Source organism: Lentzea miocenica (assembly GCF_033949945.1).
Lineage (GTDB): Bacteria > Actinomycetota > Actinomycetes > Mycobacteriales > Pseudonocardiaceae > Lentzea > Lentzea miocenica.
The window spans coordinates 14,556-32,664 of the sequence record NZ_JAXAVW010000016.1 but is presented as its reverse complement, the minus strand read 5'-3'; the positions used below and the strand labels follow the sequence as shown (position 1 = coordinate 32,664).

Here is an 18,109-nt window from a genome sequence, read left to right as displayed (position 1 = left end):
AGACCGAACCGGCAGGCGTCCTGCTCCGAATCCCTGGCTGTTGGAAGGGAGCAGGACAATGCCAACTAGCAACAAACAGCGATTACGCCGCGGTGCGATCGCCGCGGTGGTCGTCGCAGCGGCGGCCGCCATACCGGCAGCGGAAGCGTCAAGCCACCGCGAGGCACCGCTCATCGCGGCGGACCCGGCGGTCGACAACACCGACGTGTACGCCTTCACCAGCCCGGACAGACCCGACACCGTCACGCTCGTCGCGAACTGGTTCGGGCTGCAGGAACCCAACGGTGGCCCCAACTTCTACCCGTGGGCCACGGACGCCCGATACGACCTCAACATCGACGCCGACGGCGACGCGGTGCCGGACAAGACCTTCCGGTTCACGTTCAGCACCGACGACCGGCGCGGCAAGAACACCTTCCTCTACAACAACGGGCCCGTCACGTCGATCAACGACGACAACCTGTTGTTCCGCCAGAACTACAACCTCGAGCTGATCGAACCCGGCAAGACCACGCAGCTCGTGCGCAACGGCCGCGCGGCGCCGTCCAACACCGGCCCCGCGTCGTTCCCGAACTTCGCGGCGATCAGGGACCAGGCGACGGCCAAGCTGCCCGGCGGCGGCCAGGTCTACATCGGACCGTCGGAGGACTCGTTCTTCCTGGACCTGAGGGTGTTCGACCTGCTCTACGGCGGGAACCTCAAGGAAGTCAACCAGGACACCCTGATGGGCTACAACGTCAACACCATCGCCATCCAGGTGCCCAAGACGATGCTCGCGCTGAAGGGCGACCCGAAGCGCAACCCGGTGATCGGCGTGTGGAGCGACACCGAGCGCCGCACGCTGAAGCTCGACCCCGGCAAGGCCACCCCGCAGGGACCGTTCGTGCAGGTGTCGCGGCTGGGCAACCCGCTGGTGAACGAGGTCGTGTCGTCGGCGGCGATCAAGGACGCGTTCAACGGGCTCGAACCCGTTGGTGACGCGAAGGTTCAGGCGTTGCTGGACCGGGTCAACGACCCGGAACTGGCCCGGCTGATCCAGGCGATCTACGGCATCCCGGCGCCGAAGACGCCACGGGCCGACCTGGTGGAGATCTTCCTGACGGGGATCACCACGAAGGCGGGCGGCCCGATCAGGGCCGATCTCAACTCGCAGCTGAACAACGCCGACGTGGACCCGAAGAAGTTCGCGCCGTCGGAGATGTTGCGGCTCAACATGTCCACGCCGGTGACGAAGAACCCCAACCGGCTCGGCGTGCTCGGCGGTGACCTGCAGGGCTTCCCGAACGGCCGCAGGCTCGCCGACGACGTGGTGGACATCGAGATCCAGGCCGTGGTCGGTGCGGCGCAGACCGGCAAGCTCGTGCCGGCGCTCGCCAAGGGCGACCGGGTGAACGCCAACGACGTTCGCTTCGGTGACAAGTTCCCGTACGTCGGCCTGCCGAGCAACAGGGCGGTCAACTCCCGCTGAGTGAGGGTGCCTGACATGTGGAAAACCATTCCGCTGCTGGCAGCCGTGCTCGCTGTTGCCGCCTGCGCCTCCCCGCAGGCGGCAACACCCGCCGCCACGCAGACTTCTTCTTTGCAGCGCAACGCAGAGTCCTTGCAGGCCAAGCTTCGCCGAACGCCCGCCGACGCGGCCGCGTGGGCACAGCTCGGCGTCACCCAGGTGGAGCTGGCCCGCGTCACGTTCGATCCCCAGCACCACAGCCGCGCCGAACGGGCGCTGACCGAGTCGTTGCGGCTCAAGCCGGACGGCAACGGTGAGGCGTTCATCGGCCGCGGTGCGCTCGCCAACGCTCAGCACGACTTCGCTGGTGCCCGCGAGTGGGGTCAGCGAGCGGTGACGGCGTTGCCGGACTCCGCGGCGGCTCAGGGCGTGCTGGTCGACGCACTGACGCAGCTCGGTGACGACGCAGGTGCTTCTGTCGCGCTGCAACGGATGCTGGACCTGAGGCCCGGTGTCGCGTCGTTCACCCGCGCCGCCTACCACTTCGAGCTGCACGGCCGTCTGGACGAGGCGCGCGGGGCGTTGGAGCGGGCGCTGGAGTCCGCTTCCTCGTCTGACGAGGTCGCGTTCTGCCGGCTCCACCTGGACAAGCTGGAAGGGCGGACCGACGAGTCTCTCGAGACCACTCGCGAGCTGGCGTCCAAGGTGCCTTCGCCTGAGCACCTCGTGAGGTATGGCGAGGCGCTCGACAAGGCGGGCAAGCCGGTTGAGGCGCGGGCGCAGTACGACCTCGCGTTGCAACAGCTGCGCGCTCTGGGCGGAGACGACCTCACCGCCGCCCTGATCGCCGCTGATCACGGTGACCCCGCGGAGGCGCTGAGGTTCGCCGAGAAGGAGTGGGCGAAGCGGCAGAGCGTCTTCACCGCGGACGCGATGGCGTGGGCTCTGCACGTCAACAAGCGATCCGCGGAAGCCCTGCCGTACTCGGACAAGGCGGTCTCGCTGGGCTGGCGTGACGCGGAGGTCCTGCGGCACCGCGAGGCGATCCTGGGGAGCCTGCGATGAGAGTGTTCCTGCTGGTGGTGTTCGGCATGCTGCTGATGGGCGGGGTCGCGCAGGCGCACCCGTTGAGCAACCTCAGCGTGAACCACTACGACGGCCTGCGGGTGTTCCCCGACCGGATCGAGCTGCGGTCCGTTGTGGACAGTGCGGAGATCCCGACCCTGCAGGACCGCGAGTTCGTCGACGCCCGCAAGCGCTGCACGGAACGCGGGAAGTCGTTGAACGCCATGGCCGACGAGCGCGAGCTGACGTTCGAGGTGCGTGACGCCGACGTCGTGCGCCCCGCCGGTGAGGCCGGCCTGCCCACGATGCGGTTGACCTGCGAGTACACGGCCTTGCTGCCGGTGCGCGGCGAGGTCGAGGTGACGTTCAGCGACTCGTACCTCAAGGACAAGCTCGGCTGGCGCGAGATCACCGTCGTCGGTGTCGACGTCGCGGTGTCGGGCGCGCCGGCCGAGACGATCAGCAACGAGCTGCGCACCTACCCGGACGACCTGCTGTCGTCGCCGTTGGACGTGCGGGCGGTGCGGTTCGTCGCGAAACCGGGCGAGGGGACGGTCGTCACCCCGCCTGGAGCACTAGGTGAAGCCACAAAGGCGGCCGTCGGCCTCGTGGGTGATCTCACCCCGTTGGTCGGCATCGGTGCGGTCCTGCTGTCTCTGGTGCTGGGCGCGTCTCATGCTGCGCTGCCCGGCCACGGCAAGACCGTGATGGCCGCCTATCTGGCGGGTTCGAGGGGAACCCGCCGTGACGCATTCCTCGTAGGAGCCACGGTCACCGTCACCCACACGGCGGGTGTCCTGGTGCTGGGGCTGCTGCTCAGCGTGTCCAGCGTGATCGCCGGTGAGTCAGTTCTGCGCTGGCTCGGCGTGGCGAGCGGTCTGCTGGTCGCGGTGATCGGAGGGGTGCTGCTCCGCTCGGCGGTGCTGGCGCGTCGTCGCAAGCGTGCCCGAGAAGGGGACGAACACGACGACGCACATGGTCATGGACACGGCCACGGACATGGTCATGGGCACCGCCGGGCGGGGCTCGTCGGAATGGGAGTCGCGGGCGGCCTGGTGCCGTCGCCGTCCGCGCTGGTCGTGCTGCTCGGCGCGATCGCACTGGGCCGCACGTGGTTCGGCGTGGTGCTGGTGCTGGCGTACGGCCTGGGCATGGCCGCGACGCTGACCGCGGCCGGGTTGTTGCTGGTCTCGCTGCGGGACCGCTTCGGCGGGCGGCTGGCCCGCTTCCGCAGGTTCTCGGACATCACGCCGCTGGGCACCGCGGCGCTGGTGATGCTCGTCGGAGTCGGTCTGGCCACGCGTGCGCTGGCCGGTTGATTGGAGAGATCATGAAGAAGCTCATCGTGTTGGCCGCGCTCGCCCTGGCGGCGTGCTCCACCTCGCCAGAGGCGGCTACCGCTCAGTTCGACGACGAACAGCAGTCCGACATCTCCTGCCTGAAGCACCAGGACCAGACACCGGGTGAGACGTACTTCGACGAAGGTAATTGGGACACCGTCGTCTCGTTGTCCATCCTGCGCTATTACACCTCGAACGGCACAAAACCCTACTGCGACGGCAAAGAAGCCACGGCCGCCGACCAGGGCTGGCGCCGGCTCTACGTGCGGATGGGAGCGGACCAGACCAATCTCCGCTGATTCGACCGCAACCTCCGCGCCTTTCCTCCGTTGGTCAATACAGAAGTAGTTGCATGCGGGGAGGATGGGGCGCAGTGAAGATCGACCACCACGGGGAGATGCCTCCGTACGAGCAGGTGCGTGTGCACTACGCGAGCGCCATCTCGAATCGGGAACTGCCGGTGGGCGCCAAGCTGCCGACCGTGCGCGCCCTGGCGAAGGACCTGGGCCTGGCGGTCAACACGGTGGCGCGTGCCTACCGTGAACTGGAGGAAGCAGGCCTCGTCGAAACGCGGGGCCGCGCGGGAACCGTGGTGAGCGCGAACGGCGACAACAACCGCGAGCGCATCCGTGCGGCGGCGGCCCAGTACGCGACGATGTCCACGGAGCTGGGCCTCACGTCGCAGGAAGCCCTGGAGATCGTCCGGGCGGCGCTGCGCCCCTGACCATTGTGGGACAACGACGTTCCACAATGGTCGCCGGGCTGGAGGTCGGCGAGCCGTGCGCTCACGGCTCGTCCGCCAGCCTGATGTTCACCTCCGCCCGTCACTTCGCCTTCGGTCCCAACGGTCGAGCACGCTCCCGTTGATCGCCGGTTCGGCACGGTCCTCGGACCTTCGACGATCTCCACGTCCGGACGCTGGTAGTCACCCGTTCGCGACCCTCCTGATGCGTCTTGACAGAGCTAGGCTGCCCCGTGGATCGTGAATAACTGATTCGTCAGTCAACTTAGGGGTGCGAGATGGGGCGGACCGTCCGCGACGGCCTGCGGCTCACGGCCGAACAGGAGCAGTTCGTCGAGCTGGCCAGGGAGTTCGCCGCGAACGAGATCCGCCCGCGCGGACGTGCCGTCGACGAGGCGGACACCGAGTCACCCCTCGACGTGTGGGAGAAGGCGTCCAAGCTGGGGCTGACGTCGTTCATGATCGGCGAGAAGTTCGGCGGTGGCGGTGTCACCGACCTGCTCACCCAGGTGCTGGTCCAGCAGGAGCTGTGCCACGGCGACATCGGCATCGGCAACCTGATCACGTCCAACGGCTTCTTCAGCGCGCCGATCGAGCACCTCGGCACGCCAGAGCAGCAGGAGCGGTTCCTCGGTCCACTGGGGACCGAGAACCCGCCGCTCACCGCCGTCGCGGTCACCGAGCCGGGCAGCGGGTCGGACGCGGCGGGCATCCAGACGTCGGCCGAACGAGACGGCGCCGGATATGTCCTCAACGGACAGAAGACCTGGATCTCCAACGCCCCCTACGCCGAGCACTTCGTCATCTTCGCGACGGTCGATCCCGCCAAGCGCGCGAAGGGCGTCACGGCGTTCGTGGTCCCGCGCGACACTCCGGGGCTCGTGGTCGGGCCGCCGTTCCAGAAGATGGGGCAGCGCGCGATCGTCAACGCCGAGGTGTTCCTCGACGACGTGCGCGTGCCGCTCGAGAACCGGCTCGGCGACGAGGGGCAGGGCTTCTCGGGCCTGATGCGGACGTTCGACGCCTCGCGCATCCTCATCGGCGCCGCCACGACCGGGCTCGCCCGTGCCGCACTCGACTTCGCTTCCGACTACGCGCGCGAACGTGAGCAGTTCGGCGTGCCGATCATCCAGCACCAGGCGGTGGCGTTCCGGCTCGCGGACATGGCCACGTGCGTCGACACGTCGCATCTGCTGACCGTGCGCGCGGCGACGTTGTACGACGCGGGGCACGCCGTGGCGCAGGAGTCGGCGATGGCGAAGCTCGTCGGTTCGGAGAACGCCATGTGGTGCACGCACGCGGCTGTGCAGACGTTGGGTGGCTACGGTTATTCGCGCGAGTACCCCGTCGAGCGCTGGATGCGTGACGCCAAGCTTGAAGAGATCGAGGAAGGCACCTCGGACATCCAGCGCCTCATCATCTCCCGCGGCCTCGGTGCGAGATGATCTTCTCCGATCCCGCGTCCGTCGCGGTCGTAGGCGCCAGTGACGACCCCGCCAAATGGGGCCACTGGCTCGCTCGCGGCGCACTGGCCGGGCGTGATCGCCGCGCCGTGCACCTCGTGAACCGCGGCGGTGGACCGGTTCTCTCGTACCCGACTGTGCGATCCCTCTCGGAACTGGCTGAGGCGCCCGAACTCGTCGTGCTCGCGGTGCCCGCCGCGCACGTGCCGGCCGTGGTGGACGAGGCGTTGGCCGTCGGGGTACGGGGATTCGTAGGCATTCCCACGGGGATCGACGACGGGGTGATCGGCCGGATCCGCGAGGCGGGGGCGCGGTTGCTCGGGCCGAACTGCCTGGGGGTGTTCGACGCGGCGACGTCACTGCACCTCGCGTGGGGGCAGTTCCAGGCGGGTTCGCTGGGCGTGGTGTCGCAGAGCGGGCAGGTCGGGCTGGAGATCGCCGGGCTCGCGGCGGCGTCGGGGATCGGAGTCTCGCGGTTCGTCTCGGTGGGCAACCAGGCGGACGTGACGGCGACGGAAGCGTTGCGGGACTTGCTTTCCCACGATCTGACCACGGTCGTGGGGGTGTATCTGGAGAGCTTCGGTCCGGGGATCGTGGCGGCCATGTCGGAACTGCGCGCGGCCGGGAAGCCGGTGGTGCTGCTGACCGTCGGGTCCTCCTCTGCCGCGCAGGAAGCCGCTCGCTCGCACACCGGTGCGTTGACGTCCTCTTTGGACGTTGTGGACGCGGCCTGCCGCCGGGCCGGTGCGGTTCGGGTGGCGACGCCTGCCGCGTTGGTGGACCTGGCGGCGGTGCTTTCCGCCGGTGTCCCTGCCGGGCACAGGGTCGGGCTCATCTCCGACTCCGGTGGGCAGGGTGCGATCGCGGCGGACCTTGCTGCTGCCGCCGGACTCTCGGTGCCTGAGCTGTCTTCTGTGGACGGTCTGCCCGCTGGTGTGCTGCCGCGGAACCCGGTGGACCTCGCGGGGGCGGGGGAGCGGGACCTGGAGAACTACTTTCGCGCGGTGTCAGCGCTGGTGCGCGGCGGCGAAGTCGACACCGTCGTGTTGTCCGGCTACTTCGGCAGCTACGGAGAGGACACGCCCTCGCTGGAGTCGTCAGAGGTGGCGATCGCGGCGCAGATCTGCTTGCTGGCAAGGGAGACCGGCGTGCCGGTGCTCGTGCACAGCATGCGTGCGGACTCGGCGGCGGTGCGGGCGTTGCGGGCCGGCGGGGTGCCTGTCCAGCACACGATCGAGCGCGCGGTGGCCGCACTGGGCCACGCTTCAAGACTTGGCGCGAACTTCCAGAGCGTTGTTCTGCGCGACACGGCCACAGCAGCGCCGTTCCGGCCCGGCTACCTCGCGGCCCGCGAGCTGCTCAGCTTCGTCCGGTTCCCCCAGGCACACGCCGTCACGTCAGCCGCCGAGGCGAAGGCGACCACGCTGACCGGACCGTACGCGCTCAAAGCGGACTGGCTGGCGCACAAGAGCGAGCACGGCGGCGTGCGGCTCAACGTCACCGACCCGTCCGCCGCCTTCGCGGAGATGGAAGCCAGGCTCGGCCCCGGCACCTACGTCCTCGAAGAGATGGACACCCGCGAGCACGTGGTCGAACTGATCATCGGCGCGAAGCGGGATCACTCGTTCGGCCCAGTAGTTCTCGTCGGGGCGGGCGGCATCCACGCAGAGTTGTTCAAGGACACCGCGATCGAGCTGGCACCCGTGACGCCCGCCACAGCCAGGGACATGCTGGCACGCCTCGTCTCCGCCCCGCTCCTGTCCGGCTGGCGCGGCGCGCCGACGGCGGACGTGACAGCGTTGGCCCAGGTCATCGCACAGGTCTCCGAGACGCTCGCCGCCAGACCGGACCTCGCCGAGATCGAGCTGAACCCTGTGCGCGTGGGTCCCGACGGCGTGCTGGCCGTGGACGCGCTGATCATCCCTTCGGGGGACACCTTGAACGACACGAGCGGACGACGCGTGGCATGAGCATGACCCCACCTCGCATCAGCGGGGGTGACGCGCTGGTGCGCGCACTCGTCGCGCACGGCACCGAGCTGGTGTTCGGCATCCCCGGCACCCACAACCTCGGCATCTACCGCGCCCTGGCCGAGCACGGCGTCCAGCACGTCACCCCGCGCCACGAGCAGGGCGCCGGTTTCGCCGCCGACGGTTACGCCCGCGTCACCGGAAAACCAGGCGTCTGCCTCACCACCAGCGGCCCCGCCGTGCTCAACGCGATCACCGCCGTGACCCAGTCGTACTCGGATTCCGTGCCAGTGCTGCTGATCTCGCCGGGCATGCCCCTGCGCCACCCCGGCCGCGGCAACGGCACCCTGCACGAGGTCCGGCACCAAAGCGCCGCACTGGAAGCCGTCATCGGCTACTCGAACCGCGTGCACAGCGTCGCCGAGATCCCGCTCGCCGTCGCACAAGCCTTCGCGCACATGACCTCCGGCCGCCCCCGCCCGGCACACCTGGAAATCCCGCTCGACCTCATCGACGCCGTCGACAAGGTCAGCGACGTGGCCCCGGTCCTGGTCGCCCACCCGCCGGCCGACGCCGTCACCATCGCCGCGGCCGCGGGACGTCTCAACGCGGCGACCCGCCCCGGCCTGATCATCGGTGGCGGAGCCAGGGGCGCGGCCGAGGAGATCACCGCCCTCGCCGAACGCCTGGGCGCCCCGGTCGTCTCCACGGCCAACGGCAAAGGCACCTTCTCCGAACGCCACCGGCTCTCCATCGGCGCGGGCCTGCACCACAAGGCGGTGGCCGAGTTCGTGGCCGAATGCGACGTGGTGGTGGCCATCGGCACCGAACTCGCCTCCACCGACCTGTGGAACGGCCCGCTCAAGTTCGGCGGCGACCTCATCCGCATCGACGTCGACCCGGCCCAGATGATCACCAACGCCCTCCCGGACTACTGCTTGGTGGGCGACGCCCAAGCCACCGTCACGGCCCTGAACCAACGGCTGGGCAAGGGCAAAACAGACGAGGAGTCGGTGAAACGCGCCGAGCGCTGGCAAAGGCTCTTCCGCAAACACGCCCGCTCCCAAGGCGCCCCCTGGCTACCGCTGGTGGAAGCCATGCGGGAAGCCCTGTCCCCAGGCGCGATCGTCGCCGGCGACAGCGCAATGGCCTGCTACTACGGCACTTTGTCCAACCTGCCGCTGGAACGCCCGGCCAGCTTCCTGTATCCCACCGGCTTCGGCACCCTCGGCTACGGCCTGCCAGCGGCCATCGGCGCCAAGATGGGCGCGCCCGACCGTCAGGTGGTGGCCCTGCACGGCGACGGCGGCGTGATGTTCACCCTCCCCGAACTGGCCACCGCGGCCCAGGAACGCCTGCCGCTGCCCGTGATCATCGCGGACAACGGCGGCTACGGCGAGATCCGCCGCGAGATGGTGGACCGCAGCGATCCGGTGCACGGCGTGACGCTGCCGGGCGTCGACTTCGTCAAGGTCGCCAAGGGCCTGAACTGCCACGGCGTCACGATCGACGACCAGGACAGGTTCGCCACGGCCCTGCGCAAGGCCTTCACCGCGGACCGCCCGACCGTGATCCACGTGGTGGGCGACCTGGCCGGCGCCTGAGTCCATGATTTGGCACTAAATGGCCGCCCCGATCGTGGGACCATCCGGCGATGGCGCGCGACGACCTGGACTTCACGACTGGCGACGTCACCGGCACGGTGTTCCAGGCCAACAACGTCCACGGCGACGTGCACGTCCACGCGGGCAAAGCACCAAGACCTGCCTACGACCCGCCCCATACGTGGGCAGAAGCGCCGCAATGGCCACCGGAGATCATGTGGCTGCTTTTGGCGCAGGTCAACGCGGCCTATGAGGCCCCATACCGCCTGCCCGGCGCGCGCAAGCCATCGCTGGACACCATCTACGTCCGCCAGGACCTGGGCAGCGCCGTCGACGAGCCGGAACAACCACGCCAGGGCCCGATGCTCGACGACGACGGCAGGCTGATCGAGACGCCGGCCCGCCCTGTCGTGCGCTTCACCGTCCGCCCGCCGTCCCGCACGTTGCGCGAGGCTCTCAACGGCGACGCGCACCTCGTCGTCACCGGAGGTCCCGGTCTCGGCAAGTCGACGCTGACCCTGCGCCTGGCCGCGGACATCGCCCAGCACTGGATGCGGCGCCTGGACGAAGACCCGCTGGCCGAACCGGTCGTTCCGCTCAGGCTCACCGCCCGCACACTGGCCGCCCACCTGGACGTCCCGCTCGCGCAGGCGCTGGCCGACAGCACGGTCGCCGAGTACGGTCCGCTCCTGCGCGAACCCGTCGACAAGGACCTGTTCGCCGGCCGCGCGGTCGGCTGCCGCTGGCTGCTCCTGGTGGACGGCCTGGACGAGGTCGCGGATGCCGACCAACGCCACCGCCTCGTGAGCGCGCTCGCCGCCTGGGCTTCGGCGGGCGCCCACCGGATCCTGCTGACCACCCGTCCAACGGAAGGCGGCGCCCTCGCCCCGTTGCACCGCATCAGCGCGGTCCGCTACGAACTGCAGCCGTTCGACGCAGCCGCCCTCGAACGCTTCGCCGCCAAGTGGTTCCCCGAGGACGACGCTCTCCGCTTCCTCCGTCAGATCCGGGATGCCTACCTCGACGAACTGGTCCAGGTCCCGCTGTTCGCCACGATCGCCGCGATCATCTTCAGCGAGTACAACGCACAACCGTTGCCCGGCAACCAGTACTCCCTCTACGACACCTATCTCGCGCACATCCGCCGCGACCAGCCAGACCGCTTCGACCGCGAGAAGCTCCTCGAACACCTCGCGCGCACCCGTCTGGAAACCGACGGCTCACTCCTCAACGCCGCCCGCACCTGGGTGACGGACCGCGGCGTCCCGAACTCGACGTCGTGGCAGGAAGAACTGACCGCCTACCTGCTCTCGGTCGGGCCGTTCATCCTGCGCGGCGACGACCTCGCGTTCCTGCACCACAGCTTCGCCGAACACCTCGCCGCCACGTCCTGCGCCCGCGACCTGCCGGACGAGTTCTGCCCCAATGCCTTCGCCGATGTCCTGCACGCAGCCGGCCCCCGTGAGTCAGGCCGCTTCGCCAGAGCCGTGCTGCTCCACCACTCCAGGCTGCGTCCCACCGAAGCAGACCGGCTCCTCGACTGGCTGCACCATGGCGACGGTGATCAGCACCTGCTCGCGGCCCGCCTGCTGGCGCATCACCTGCCGACGAGCGCCGACCAGACTGAAGCCTTTCTCGACACGGTCTGGGATTGGGCCATGACCACGCACTACCACGCGGCTGACATCCTCGCCGAGGCTTCCCGCGCCACCCGGTTCGCCGGTCTGACGACCTGGCTGATCCGCCTGATGAACTGTGCCGGTGCGCCATGGGGTTCACGTGCGGAAGCGGCCACCGCGCTGGCGGTGCGAGTCCGCGGCCAGCACACCGCGGACGCGGTCAGGCTCCTGAACCACCTGGCCGACGAGCCGCGGGCTTCGGTGCCCGACCGGCTCATGGCCGCGGAGGCGTTGGCACAGTGCGGCATCGGCGAACGCGAAGCGGCCGAACGCGGTCTGCGCGCGGTGCTCACCGATCCCAACGCTTCGGCCTCTTCCGTGCGAACAGCTGCGGTGGTCCTGGCGACGTTCGGCGGGGAAGCGCGAGAGTTCGCGGTAGGCACGCTGGAGAGCAAGCTGTCCAATGTGGATTCGGCTCCGCTGCTCATCGCTGAGTCGGCAACAGGTCTGCTGGAGATCGGCCCCGAGTTCGCGGACGTGTGTGCCCACCACTTCCTCGCCCTGCTGCGGAGCCCGGCGAAGACCTATTTCACCTGGGGCGACGCCGCGTTCGGACTCGCCTCGATCAGCCCTGCCCACCTGGAGCAGGCGGTGGCCGAACTCACCGCGCACGTCGTCGACGGTCGTCGCACGGTCTACGAGGTGATCGCCGCGGCGACGGCGCTTCGAGAGCTGGGGGCACAGCACCGGCAGGCGGCAGGAGAGCTGGTCGCCGCCGCGGCGGAAGGCGCCGTTCGCGAGATGGACCGCTCGCTCCTGCTCGGCCACCTCGTCACCTATGGGACGCAGCGCGAGACGGCTCTCGCCGGCCTGCGGAAGATGCTCGCCGAACGCCACCAGAACTGGAACAACATCAGGCGGGTGGCCTCGGCCATCGGCAAGGTGGGGCCTTCGTTCCGGGACGAGGCGGCCGCCGCTCTGCTGAACTCCGGTGCACCACCCGGCTCACATGACCACGTCACCGTTCTGGACGAACTCGTGAGCCTCGGTGAGCCTTACCGCGCACAGGCGGTGCGCGACCTGCGCGATCTGCTCGTTGCCCCCGATGTGCACAGCGAAGTTCGATGCCGCGCTGCCAACACTCTCATCAGGTCGGGGCCGGACCACCACCCACAAGCGATCGAGTGCCTGCGGCGGCTCGCGTCTCCCTCCGCATACCAGGATCTGGCTCGCACCGGCGTCGGCGACGAGGCGCTGGCCGCGCTCCTGGACTGTGCCCGGTCGCCGGAAGCCGCCGACGACGTGATGTCCACCTTGGCCAACACGGTGTCGGGCCAGGACGGCGCACGGGTGGAGGAAGCCGCGGCCGTGCTGAGGAAAGCCGCGCGGGACGAGCGACGGCCGATGCGAATCCGGATCACCGCCGCGAACGGGCTCAGCGTGCTCGGCAGCCGTTTCGACCGGGAGTCGGCCGTGGAACTGCGCAGGATCATCGGCGGTGAACCGATGATCTCTGAGTTCTTCTACATGGCCTCCTACCACTCGGCCAACGGACCTGGCCCACGCCAGGAACTGGCTGACGCGTTGCTGGAGATCCTCGGTGACGAGCGAACCTCGGCTCGGAAAGCGTGGAGAGCCGTTCTGGCCCTGGAAGAACTGGGACACGGAGGCGATGAGGCGGTACTCGCGGCACTGGAGCGCCTGGTGGACTTCCCCGGTCTCGCCGCCGACGACCGGGCCGAGGCAGCATGCCTGCTCGCGTCGCGGCGACCGGCCCATCTCGACCACGCCGCGAACCTGCTCGTGGCCGCGGCGTGGTCGTTTCCCCTCGAGTTGCTCTGGAGCCGTGTCGGCGACCCGCGATTGTCCGATGTGGACCTGAAAGGCCGGTTTCAAGCACAGCTGATCGGGGGCCGGGCAACGTCGGGAGAGCTCATCGCCGCCGCCACCGTGCTCGGAGACTCCGCCATGCTGCGCCGGCTCGCACAGGACGATCTGTTGCCGCTCAGTTCGCGGCGGTTCGCGTTCCAGAACCTGGTGTCGGTGGAGCCGGCCGCACTGGGGGAGGCGGCGGCCTTTCTGCGGTCGGTGATCGACGACGACGATGTCCCGATCGACGAACGCAGCCGCGCGGTCTGGTCGCTCACTCAGCTCGACCGGACAACGACGGCGTCGGCGATCCCCGTCCAGTGGCGCTTCGCGGAGGACCCGAGCGTCCCGATGAAGGATCGAGCGCGAGCGTTGCGGTGGCTGTGGGTACTGCTGCGTCCGACGACGCCGCGCTTCGAGCAGGCGGCGGTCGAGATGCTGCGCGATCCGGATGTGAGCAGGAAGGTCTGGGAGTGGCTCATCACCACGGTGCCCCGTCCGGTGCGCACCGACCTGGAGCGCTCAATGCTGCACAACCGCGCGATTCCGATCGAGGACCGGGTGCCGTCCGCGGACCAGTGGGACGACCTGCCGTTGCGCAATGAGGCGGTGGCCGAAATCCGTGATGTCATCGCAGCAGTGGAAACCCCTTTGGGTGAACTAACGGACGCCGCGGTCGCGCTTGTAGAGGTGTCCGAAGCCTTTCAGCCCGAGGCTGTCGCAGTTCTGGAGCAGCTGAAGGGACCCAAAGCGCTGTCGGCTCTCGCGGGCCTCAGCGAGACGCATTGGTGGCGCGTGCACGACCAGGCGCTTGCCGAGGCGATGGACGAGGGACTGCCGTTCCGCGTCCGGCACGCTGCCGCCCGTCTGCTGAACGACATCGGCGCGGAACTCGACGCTGCCGTGACGGAGGTGTTGTGCGCGGCGCCGTCGTGGTTGCGCCGCATCGACGACCGCCTGGTGGCGAAGGATCTGGACACCATCCGAAAGATCCGCGACGGCGTCGATGAACTGCCAGTCGCGCGGCTGCGGGCGGCGTGGAAGCTCGGGCCGTACTCCGCCGACGACCGCATCGCCGGGGTTCAGTTGATCGAGGACATCGCTGTCGACGAGCGCGAACGGCCCGCGTTGCGGGTGCGGGCGGCGACCTATCTCGATGATTTCGGGGTGGTGGGACGGAGACGTGCGGCCTGCGCGGCCCGCGCGATGATCGCTGCGTCCGAATTTCCGGTGCTGGCGCGGGCGGAAGCGGCCATGATCCTCCACCAGGTCGAACGGTCTGCACGGCGTGAGGCGTTGACCGTCCTCACTGGACTGGTCGAGCAAGCGGATCCGTTGCGGCGCGTGCAGGTGTTGGGTCGCATTGGTGAGTTCGACTCGATGCGGGCATCGATGCATTTGCAGGCGATGGGGAGGAGCGAGCTCGACCCGGTGGTGCGGATGCGGTGTGCGCGGGCCCTGGTCGAGATGCGGCGGGACCAGCGGGAGGTGGCGTCGGTGATCGCGCGGGCGGTGGCGTGGGACGAGACGGTGCCGAGGCACGTCAGGCGCAACGCGGCACGTGATCTGGCCCGGTGGAGTGAGTTGATGCGGGAGGATGCGCGGGCCCTGCTGGTCCGATTGCGTGATTGTGCGGACCGATAGGTTCTCCAGCAGTGATGTGAGGAGGCCTCGATGTTGGCTGTGGTGGCACTGCTGGCGACCCTTGTGCCGCCGCCCGGTCCGGTCACCATCGACGTCGTGAGCGTCGGCGGGTCCGGGTGTCCGGCCGGCACGACGACTGTCGCCATGTCGCAGGACAACGAGGCGTTCACGGTGAACTACAGCGACTTTTTGGTGCAGGGGAACGGGAGCGAGGCCAAGAGGAGCTGCACGATCGCGCTCCGGATCAACCACACGGCCGGGTACACGTACGGCATCGCGGCCACGGACTTCCGCGGGTTCGCGCACCTGACGGACAAGGCCAAGGGCGTCGCGCGCAACAGCTACCACTTCCCGGGGTTTCCTACGCGGCACAGCATGCACACGTATCAGGGGCCGATGAGTGACAACTGGCAGGTCACCGACAGGCCGGGCGGGGTCGCGCACGGGCCGTGCAAGGATCGCAAGCCGTTGACGATCGAGGCCGAGTTGAAGGTCACCGGGAAGGGGAGCGAAAGCTTCATGACCATGGACTCGACCGACTCGAGTGTGAGCACCACGTTCCGGCTCTCGTGGAAGAAGTGCTCGGAATAACACGCGCGGTCTTGGCGTTGTCTGCTACAGTCCGTTTGTAACCGGCGGTGCGCGGTTAGCGCACGTAAGTTCCGACCAGCTGCTGGACGCTCTTGAATCCGCAGCCCACACCCCCAGCTTCTCACGCTGGCGGACCTACATCAGATGCCGTCAGAACGCATCTGCAAGCGCTCTCCTCCAGCAGGGCACGCCCTGTGTGCGGAGTCGATGAAGCGCGTCTCAAACAACCCTCCTGAAAGGACAGTCCCCGATGCACATCGGTGTACTAGACGTACGTAACAGCAAGGCTTTTCTCGTTGACGGGCCGCAGGTGCCGCAGAGTCTCGTGAGGCAGCACGACCTGCGCCGCGGTGACCAGATCAGCGGTGAGGCCGAGAACGACAAGCTCATCAGCGTTGACACGGTCAACGGGCTCAAGCCGCACAAGCGGCCCAGGTTCCAGGACCTGACGCCGCTCTACCCCAACGAAAGGCTCCGGCTGGAGCACGACCCCGACGAGCTGACCAGCCGGACCATCGACCTGGTCATGCCGATCGGCAAGGGGCAGCGGGCGCTGATCGTCGCGCCGCCCAAGGCAGGCAAGACCATTGTGCTGCAACAGATCGCGCAAGCGATTGCCAAGAACAACCCCGAGGTCCACCTGATCGTCGCGCTCGTCGGGGAACGGCCGGAAGAGGTCACGGACATGCGCGCCACGATCCCCGGCGAGATGTTCACGTCGACTTTCGACGAGCATCCCAACGAGCACATCCGGGTCGCGGAGCTCGCTGTCGAGCGGGCCAAGCGGCTGGTCGAGGACGGGCAGGACGTCGTGATCCTGCTGGACTCGCTGACCAGGCTCGGGCGTGCGTACAACCTCGCGCAGCCCAACGGTGGCCGCATCCTCAGCGGTGGCATCGACGCCAGGGCGTTGACGCCGCCCAAGCAGTTCCTCGGTGCGGCCAGGAACATCGAGGACGGCGGCAGTCTCACGATCTTCGCCACCTCGCTCGTCGAGACCGGGTCGCTGGCCGACACGGCGATCTTCGAGGAGCTCAAGAGCACCGGCAACGCCGAGTTGAAGCTCGACCGCAAGGCGGCGCAGAAGCGCATCTACCCCGCGGTCGATCTGCACCAGTCCAGCACCCGCAAGGCGGAGCTGCTGGTCTCCCCGCACGAACTCGCCATCACCGACACGATGCGCCGGGCCATGGCCGACCGCGAGATCGACGTGCTTCTCGAAGGGCTGCGCAAGACCCAGAGCAACGCCGAGTTCCTCATGCAGATGTCGAGGTGACCTCCCGCCGCACTTCCCGGTCCAGCGCACGCGTGGGCGCACCCAGCGCGTAGAACAGGAAGCCGATGGCGATCACGATCAGCAGCGGAACCACCTGCGACAGCGTGTAGGCCGTTCGCTCGCCGGCGAATGCCGAGGGCAGGTCGAGCGGCCAGATCAGCACCACGACGGTGAACGCGACCAGGCCGGTCGTCAGAACGGTTGTCAGCACCGCGAAAGGTGCCCGGAACGGACGTGGCGCGTCCGGCAGGCGGCGGCGCAGCACCAGCATCGACGGGAACGTCAGCAGGTAGCTGATGAACGTCGTCGAGATCACCAGCGCCAGCCCGGCGGTGAAGTACTTCTCGGAGTTCCCGCCCGTCAGGTTCAGAGCTGTCACCAGCACCACCGAAGCCAGCAGTCCGGAAAGAACGTTCACGCGGATCGGCGTGCCGTGCCGCGAGGAAAGCCGGCCCAGGTACGCGGGCCCCGCACCATCCGCACAGGCCACGGCCTGCGCCCGGTGTGCGCCGATCGCCCAGGAGACGCCGGACGTCAGCACGCCGATGATCAGACCGGCCGCGCAGACGGACCCGAGAACGGCTCCCACACCCGTCAGGGTCACGGTCCCGTCGGCGGCAACGGATCCGCCGTAGACGGTCAGGACCTGCTTGGCGGCGTCGATGAACCCGCCCAGGCCCTGGATCTGAGAGGCCGGAACCACCAGCAGGATCCCGAGAATCGGCCCGCCGTACAGCAGGAACGACGCGATGCCCGCCCGCAGGATCGCGAACGGCACGGTCTTCTGCGGATCGGTCATCTCCTCGGTCGCGGTCGAGGGCAGTTCGAAGCCGACGTAGTTGAAGATCAGCACCGGTACCAACGCCACGAAACCCGCCCAGGTTGGCACGAAATCCCCGCCGGACAACGGTTGCACACCGTTCTTGAACGCGTAGACGACCACGGACAGCGTGAAGAACCCCAGCAGCACGATTCGGGCGAACGCACCCGCGATCGGGACCCACTTGCCGATCCGCAAGGAGGCGGCAACAGCCAGAACGCCGATCCAGATGAACGCCAGCCCGGCGACGTACTTGCCGACGAGTCCCAACTCCACGAAGAACGTCTCGAACGTCGTCACCGCGATGATCGCCAGCGTGCCGCCCATCCACAGTGGATTGGACAGCCAGTAGAGGACCTGGTTCACCCCGGCGGCGAGACGTCCGAACGCGAGCTTGGTCCACACGTAGGGCCCGCCCTCGATCGGGAACGCCGTGCCCAGTTCGGTGGTCAGGAACCCGTACGGCAGGAAGAACACCACCGCCAGGATCACCATCCAGACGAGGCCCTGGGGCCCGTTGGCGGCGACGCTGCCGATCGTGTCCAGGCCGACGAGGGTGCAGAGCAGGTAGAACGTCACGTCCACGCGGCGCAGCGACTTGCGCAGGTGGGTGCGTTCGCCGAGCCAGTTGCCGCTGAGAGGCTGTACCTCGCTCACGG

At 68.5% G+C, this 18,109-nt stretch carries 12 protein-coding genes; 11 read left to right on the top strand and 1 reads right to left on the bottom strand.

Annotated features, from left to right (window positions below; genetic code table 11):
• The first annotated feature begins 58 nt into the window (after positions 1 to 58).
• The 11 genes from SK803_RS20385 to rho all read left to right on the top strand — a co-directional run bounded on the left by SK803_RS20385 (position 59) and on the right by rho (position 16,630).
• Positions 59 to 1,468, top strand: coding sequence for a DUF4331 domain-containing protein (locus tag SK803_RS20385; protein WP_319967620.1), 1,410 nt, complete (start codon positions 59 to 61; stop codon positions 1,466 to 1,468).
• Positions 1,469 to 1,483: 15 nt separating this feature from the next.
• Positions 1,484 to 2,512 (top strand): tetratricopeptide repeat protein, encoded by a 1,029-nt coding sequence (locus SK803_RS20380; RefSeq protein ID WP_319967619.1) that lies wholly within the window; start codon positions 1,484 to 1,486, stop codon positions 2,510 to 2,512.
• On the top strand, positions 2,509 to 3,831 hold the full coding sequence (locus tag SK803_RS20375; RefSeq protein WP_319967618.1) for a nickel/cobalt transporter: 1,323 nt from the start codon (positions 2,509 to 2,511) through the stop codon (positions 3,829 to 3,831). Before SK803_RS20380 ends, SK803_RS20375 begins: the two co-directional genes overlap by 4 nt.
• 11 nt (positions 3,832 to 3,842) lie before the next feature.
• The gene (locus SK803_RS20370; RefSeq protein WP_319967617.1) at positions 3,843 to 4,151 is read left to right on the top strand and encodes a hypothetical protein; all 309 of its coding nucleotides are present in this window, start codon (positions 3,843 to 3,845) and stop codon (positions 4,149 to 4,151) included.
• 98 nt (positions 4,152 to 4,249) lie between these two features.
• On the top strand, positions 4,250 to 4,576 hold the full coding sequence (locus SK803_RS20365) for a GntR family transcriptional regulator (protein ID WP_319967766.1): 327 nt from the start codon (positions 4,250 to 4,252) through the stop codon (positions 4,574 to 4,576).
• 296 nt (positions 4,577 to 4,872) lie between these two features.
• Positions 4,873 to 6,039, top strand: a complete 1,167-nt coding sequence (locus SK803_RS20360) for an acyl-CoA dehydrogenase family protein (protein ID WP_319967616.1) — start codon at positions 4,873 to 4,875, stop codon at positions 6,037 to 6,039.
• Positions 6,036 to 8,027: an acetate--CoA ligase family protein gene (locus SK803_RS20355; protein WP_319967615.1), complete on the top strand. Its 1,992-nt coding sequence runs from the start codon at positions 6,036 to 6,038 to the stop codon at positions 8,025 to 8,027. The genes SK803_RS20360 and SK803_RS20355 overlap by 4 nt, the downstream gene beginning before the upstream one ends.
• Positions 8,024 to 9,631: a thiamine pyrophosphate-binding protein gene (locus tag SK803_RS20350; RefSeq protein ID WP_319967614.1), complete on the top strand. Its 1,608-nt coding sequence runs from the start codon at positions 8,024 to 8,026 to the stop codon at positions 9,629 to 9,631. The genes SK803_RS20355 and SK803_RS20350 overlap by 4 nt, the downstream gene beginning before the upstream one ends.
• 50 nt (positions 9,632 to 9,681) lie before the next feature.
• The gene (locus tag SK803_RS20345) at positions 9,682 to 14,763 is read left to right on the top strand and encodes an NACHT domain-containing protein (RefSeq protein ID WP_319967613.1); all 5,082 of its coding nucleotides are present in this window, start codon (positions 9,682 to 9,684) and stop codon (positions 14,761 to 14,763) included.
• Between the two features lie 30 nt (positions 14,764 to 14,793).
• Positions 14,794 to 15,354, top strand: coding sequence for a DUF4360 domain-containing protein (locus SK803_RS20340; protein WP_319967612.1), 561 nt, complete (start codon positions 14,794 to 14,796; stop codon positions 15,352 to 15,354).
• A 325-nt stretch (positions 15,355 to 15,679) separates the two neighbouring features.
• Positions 15,680 to 16,630, top strand: a complete 951-nt coding sequence (gene rho / locus SK803_RS20335; RefSeq protein ID WP_319967611.1) for a transcription termination factor Rho — start codon at positions 15,680 to 15,682, stop codon at positions 16,628 to 16,630.
• On the opposite strand, the gene SK803_RS20330 is transcribed toward rho, so the two are convergent.
• Positions 16,611 to 18,107 (bottom strand): APC family permease, encoded by a 1,497-nt coding sequence (locus tag SK803_RS20330; protein ID WP_319967610.1) that lies wholly within the window; start codon positions 18,105 to 18,107, stop codon positions 16,611 to 16,613. The genes rho and SK803_RS20330 overlap by 20 nt on opposite strands.
• Between the last annotated feature and the right edge of the window lie 2 nt (positions 18,108 to 18,109).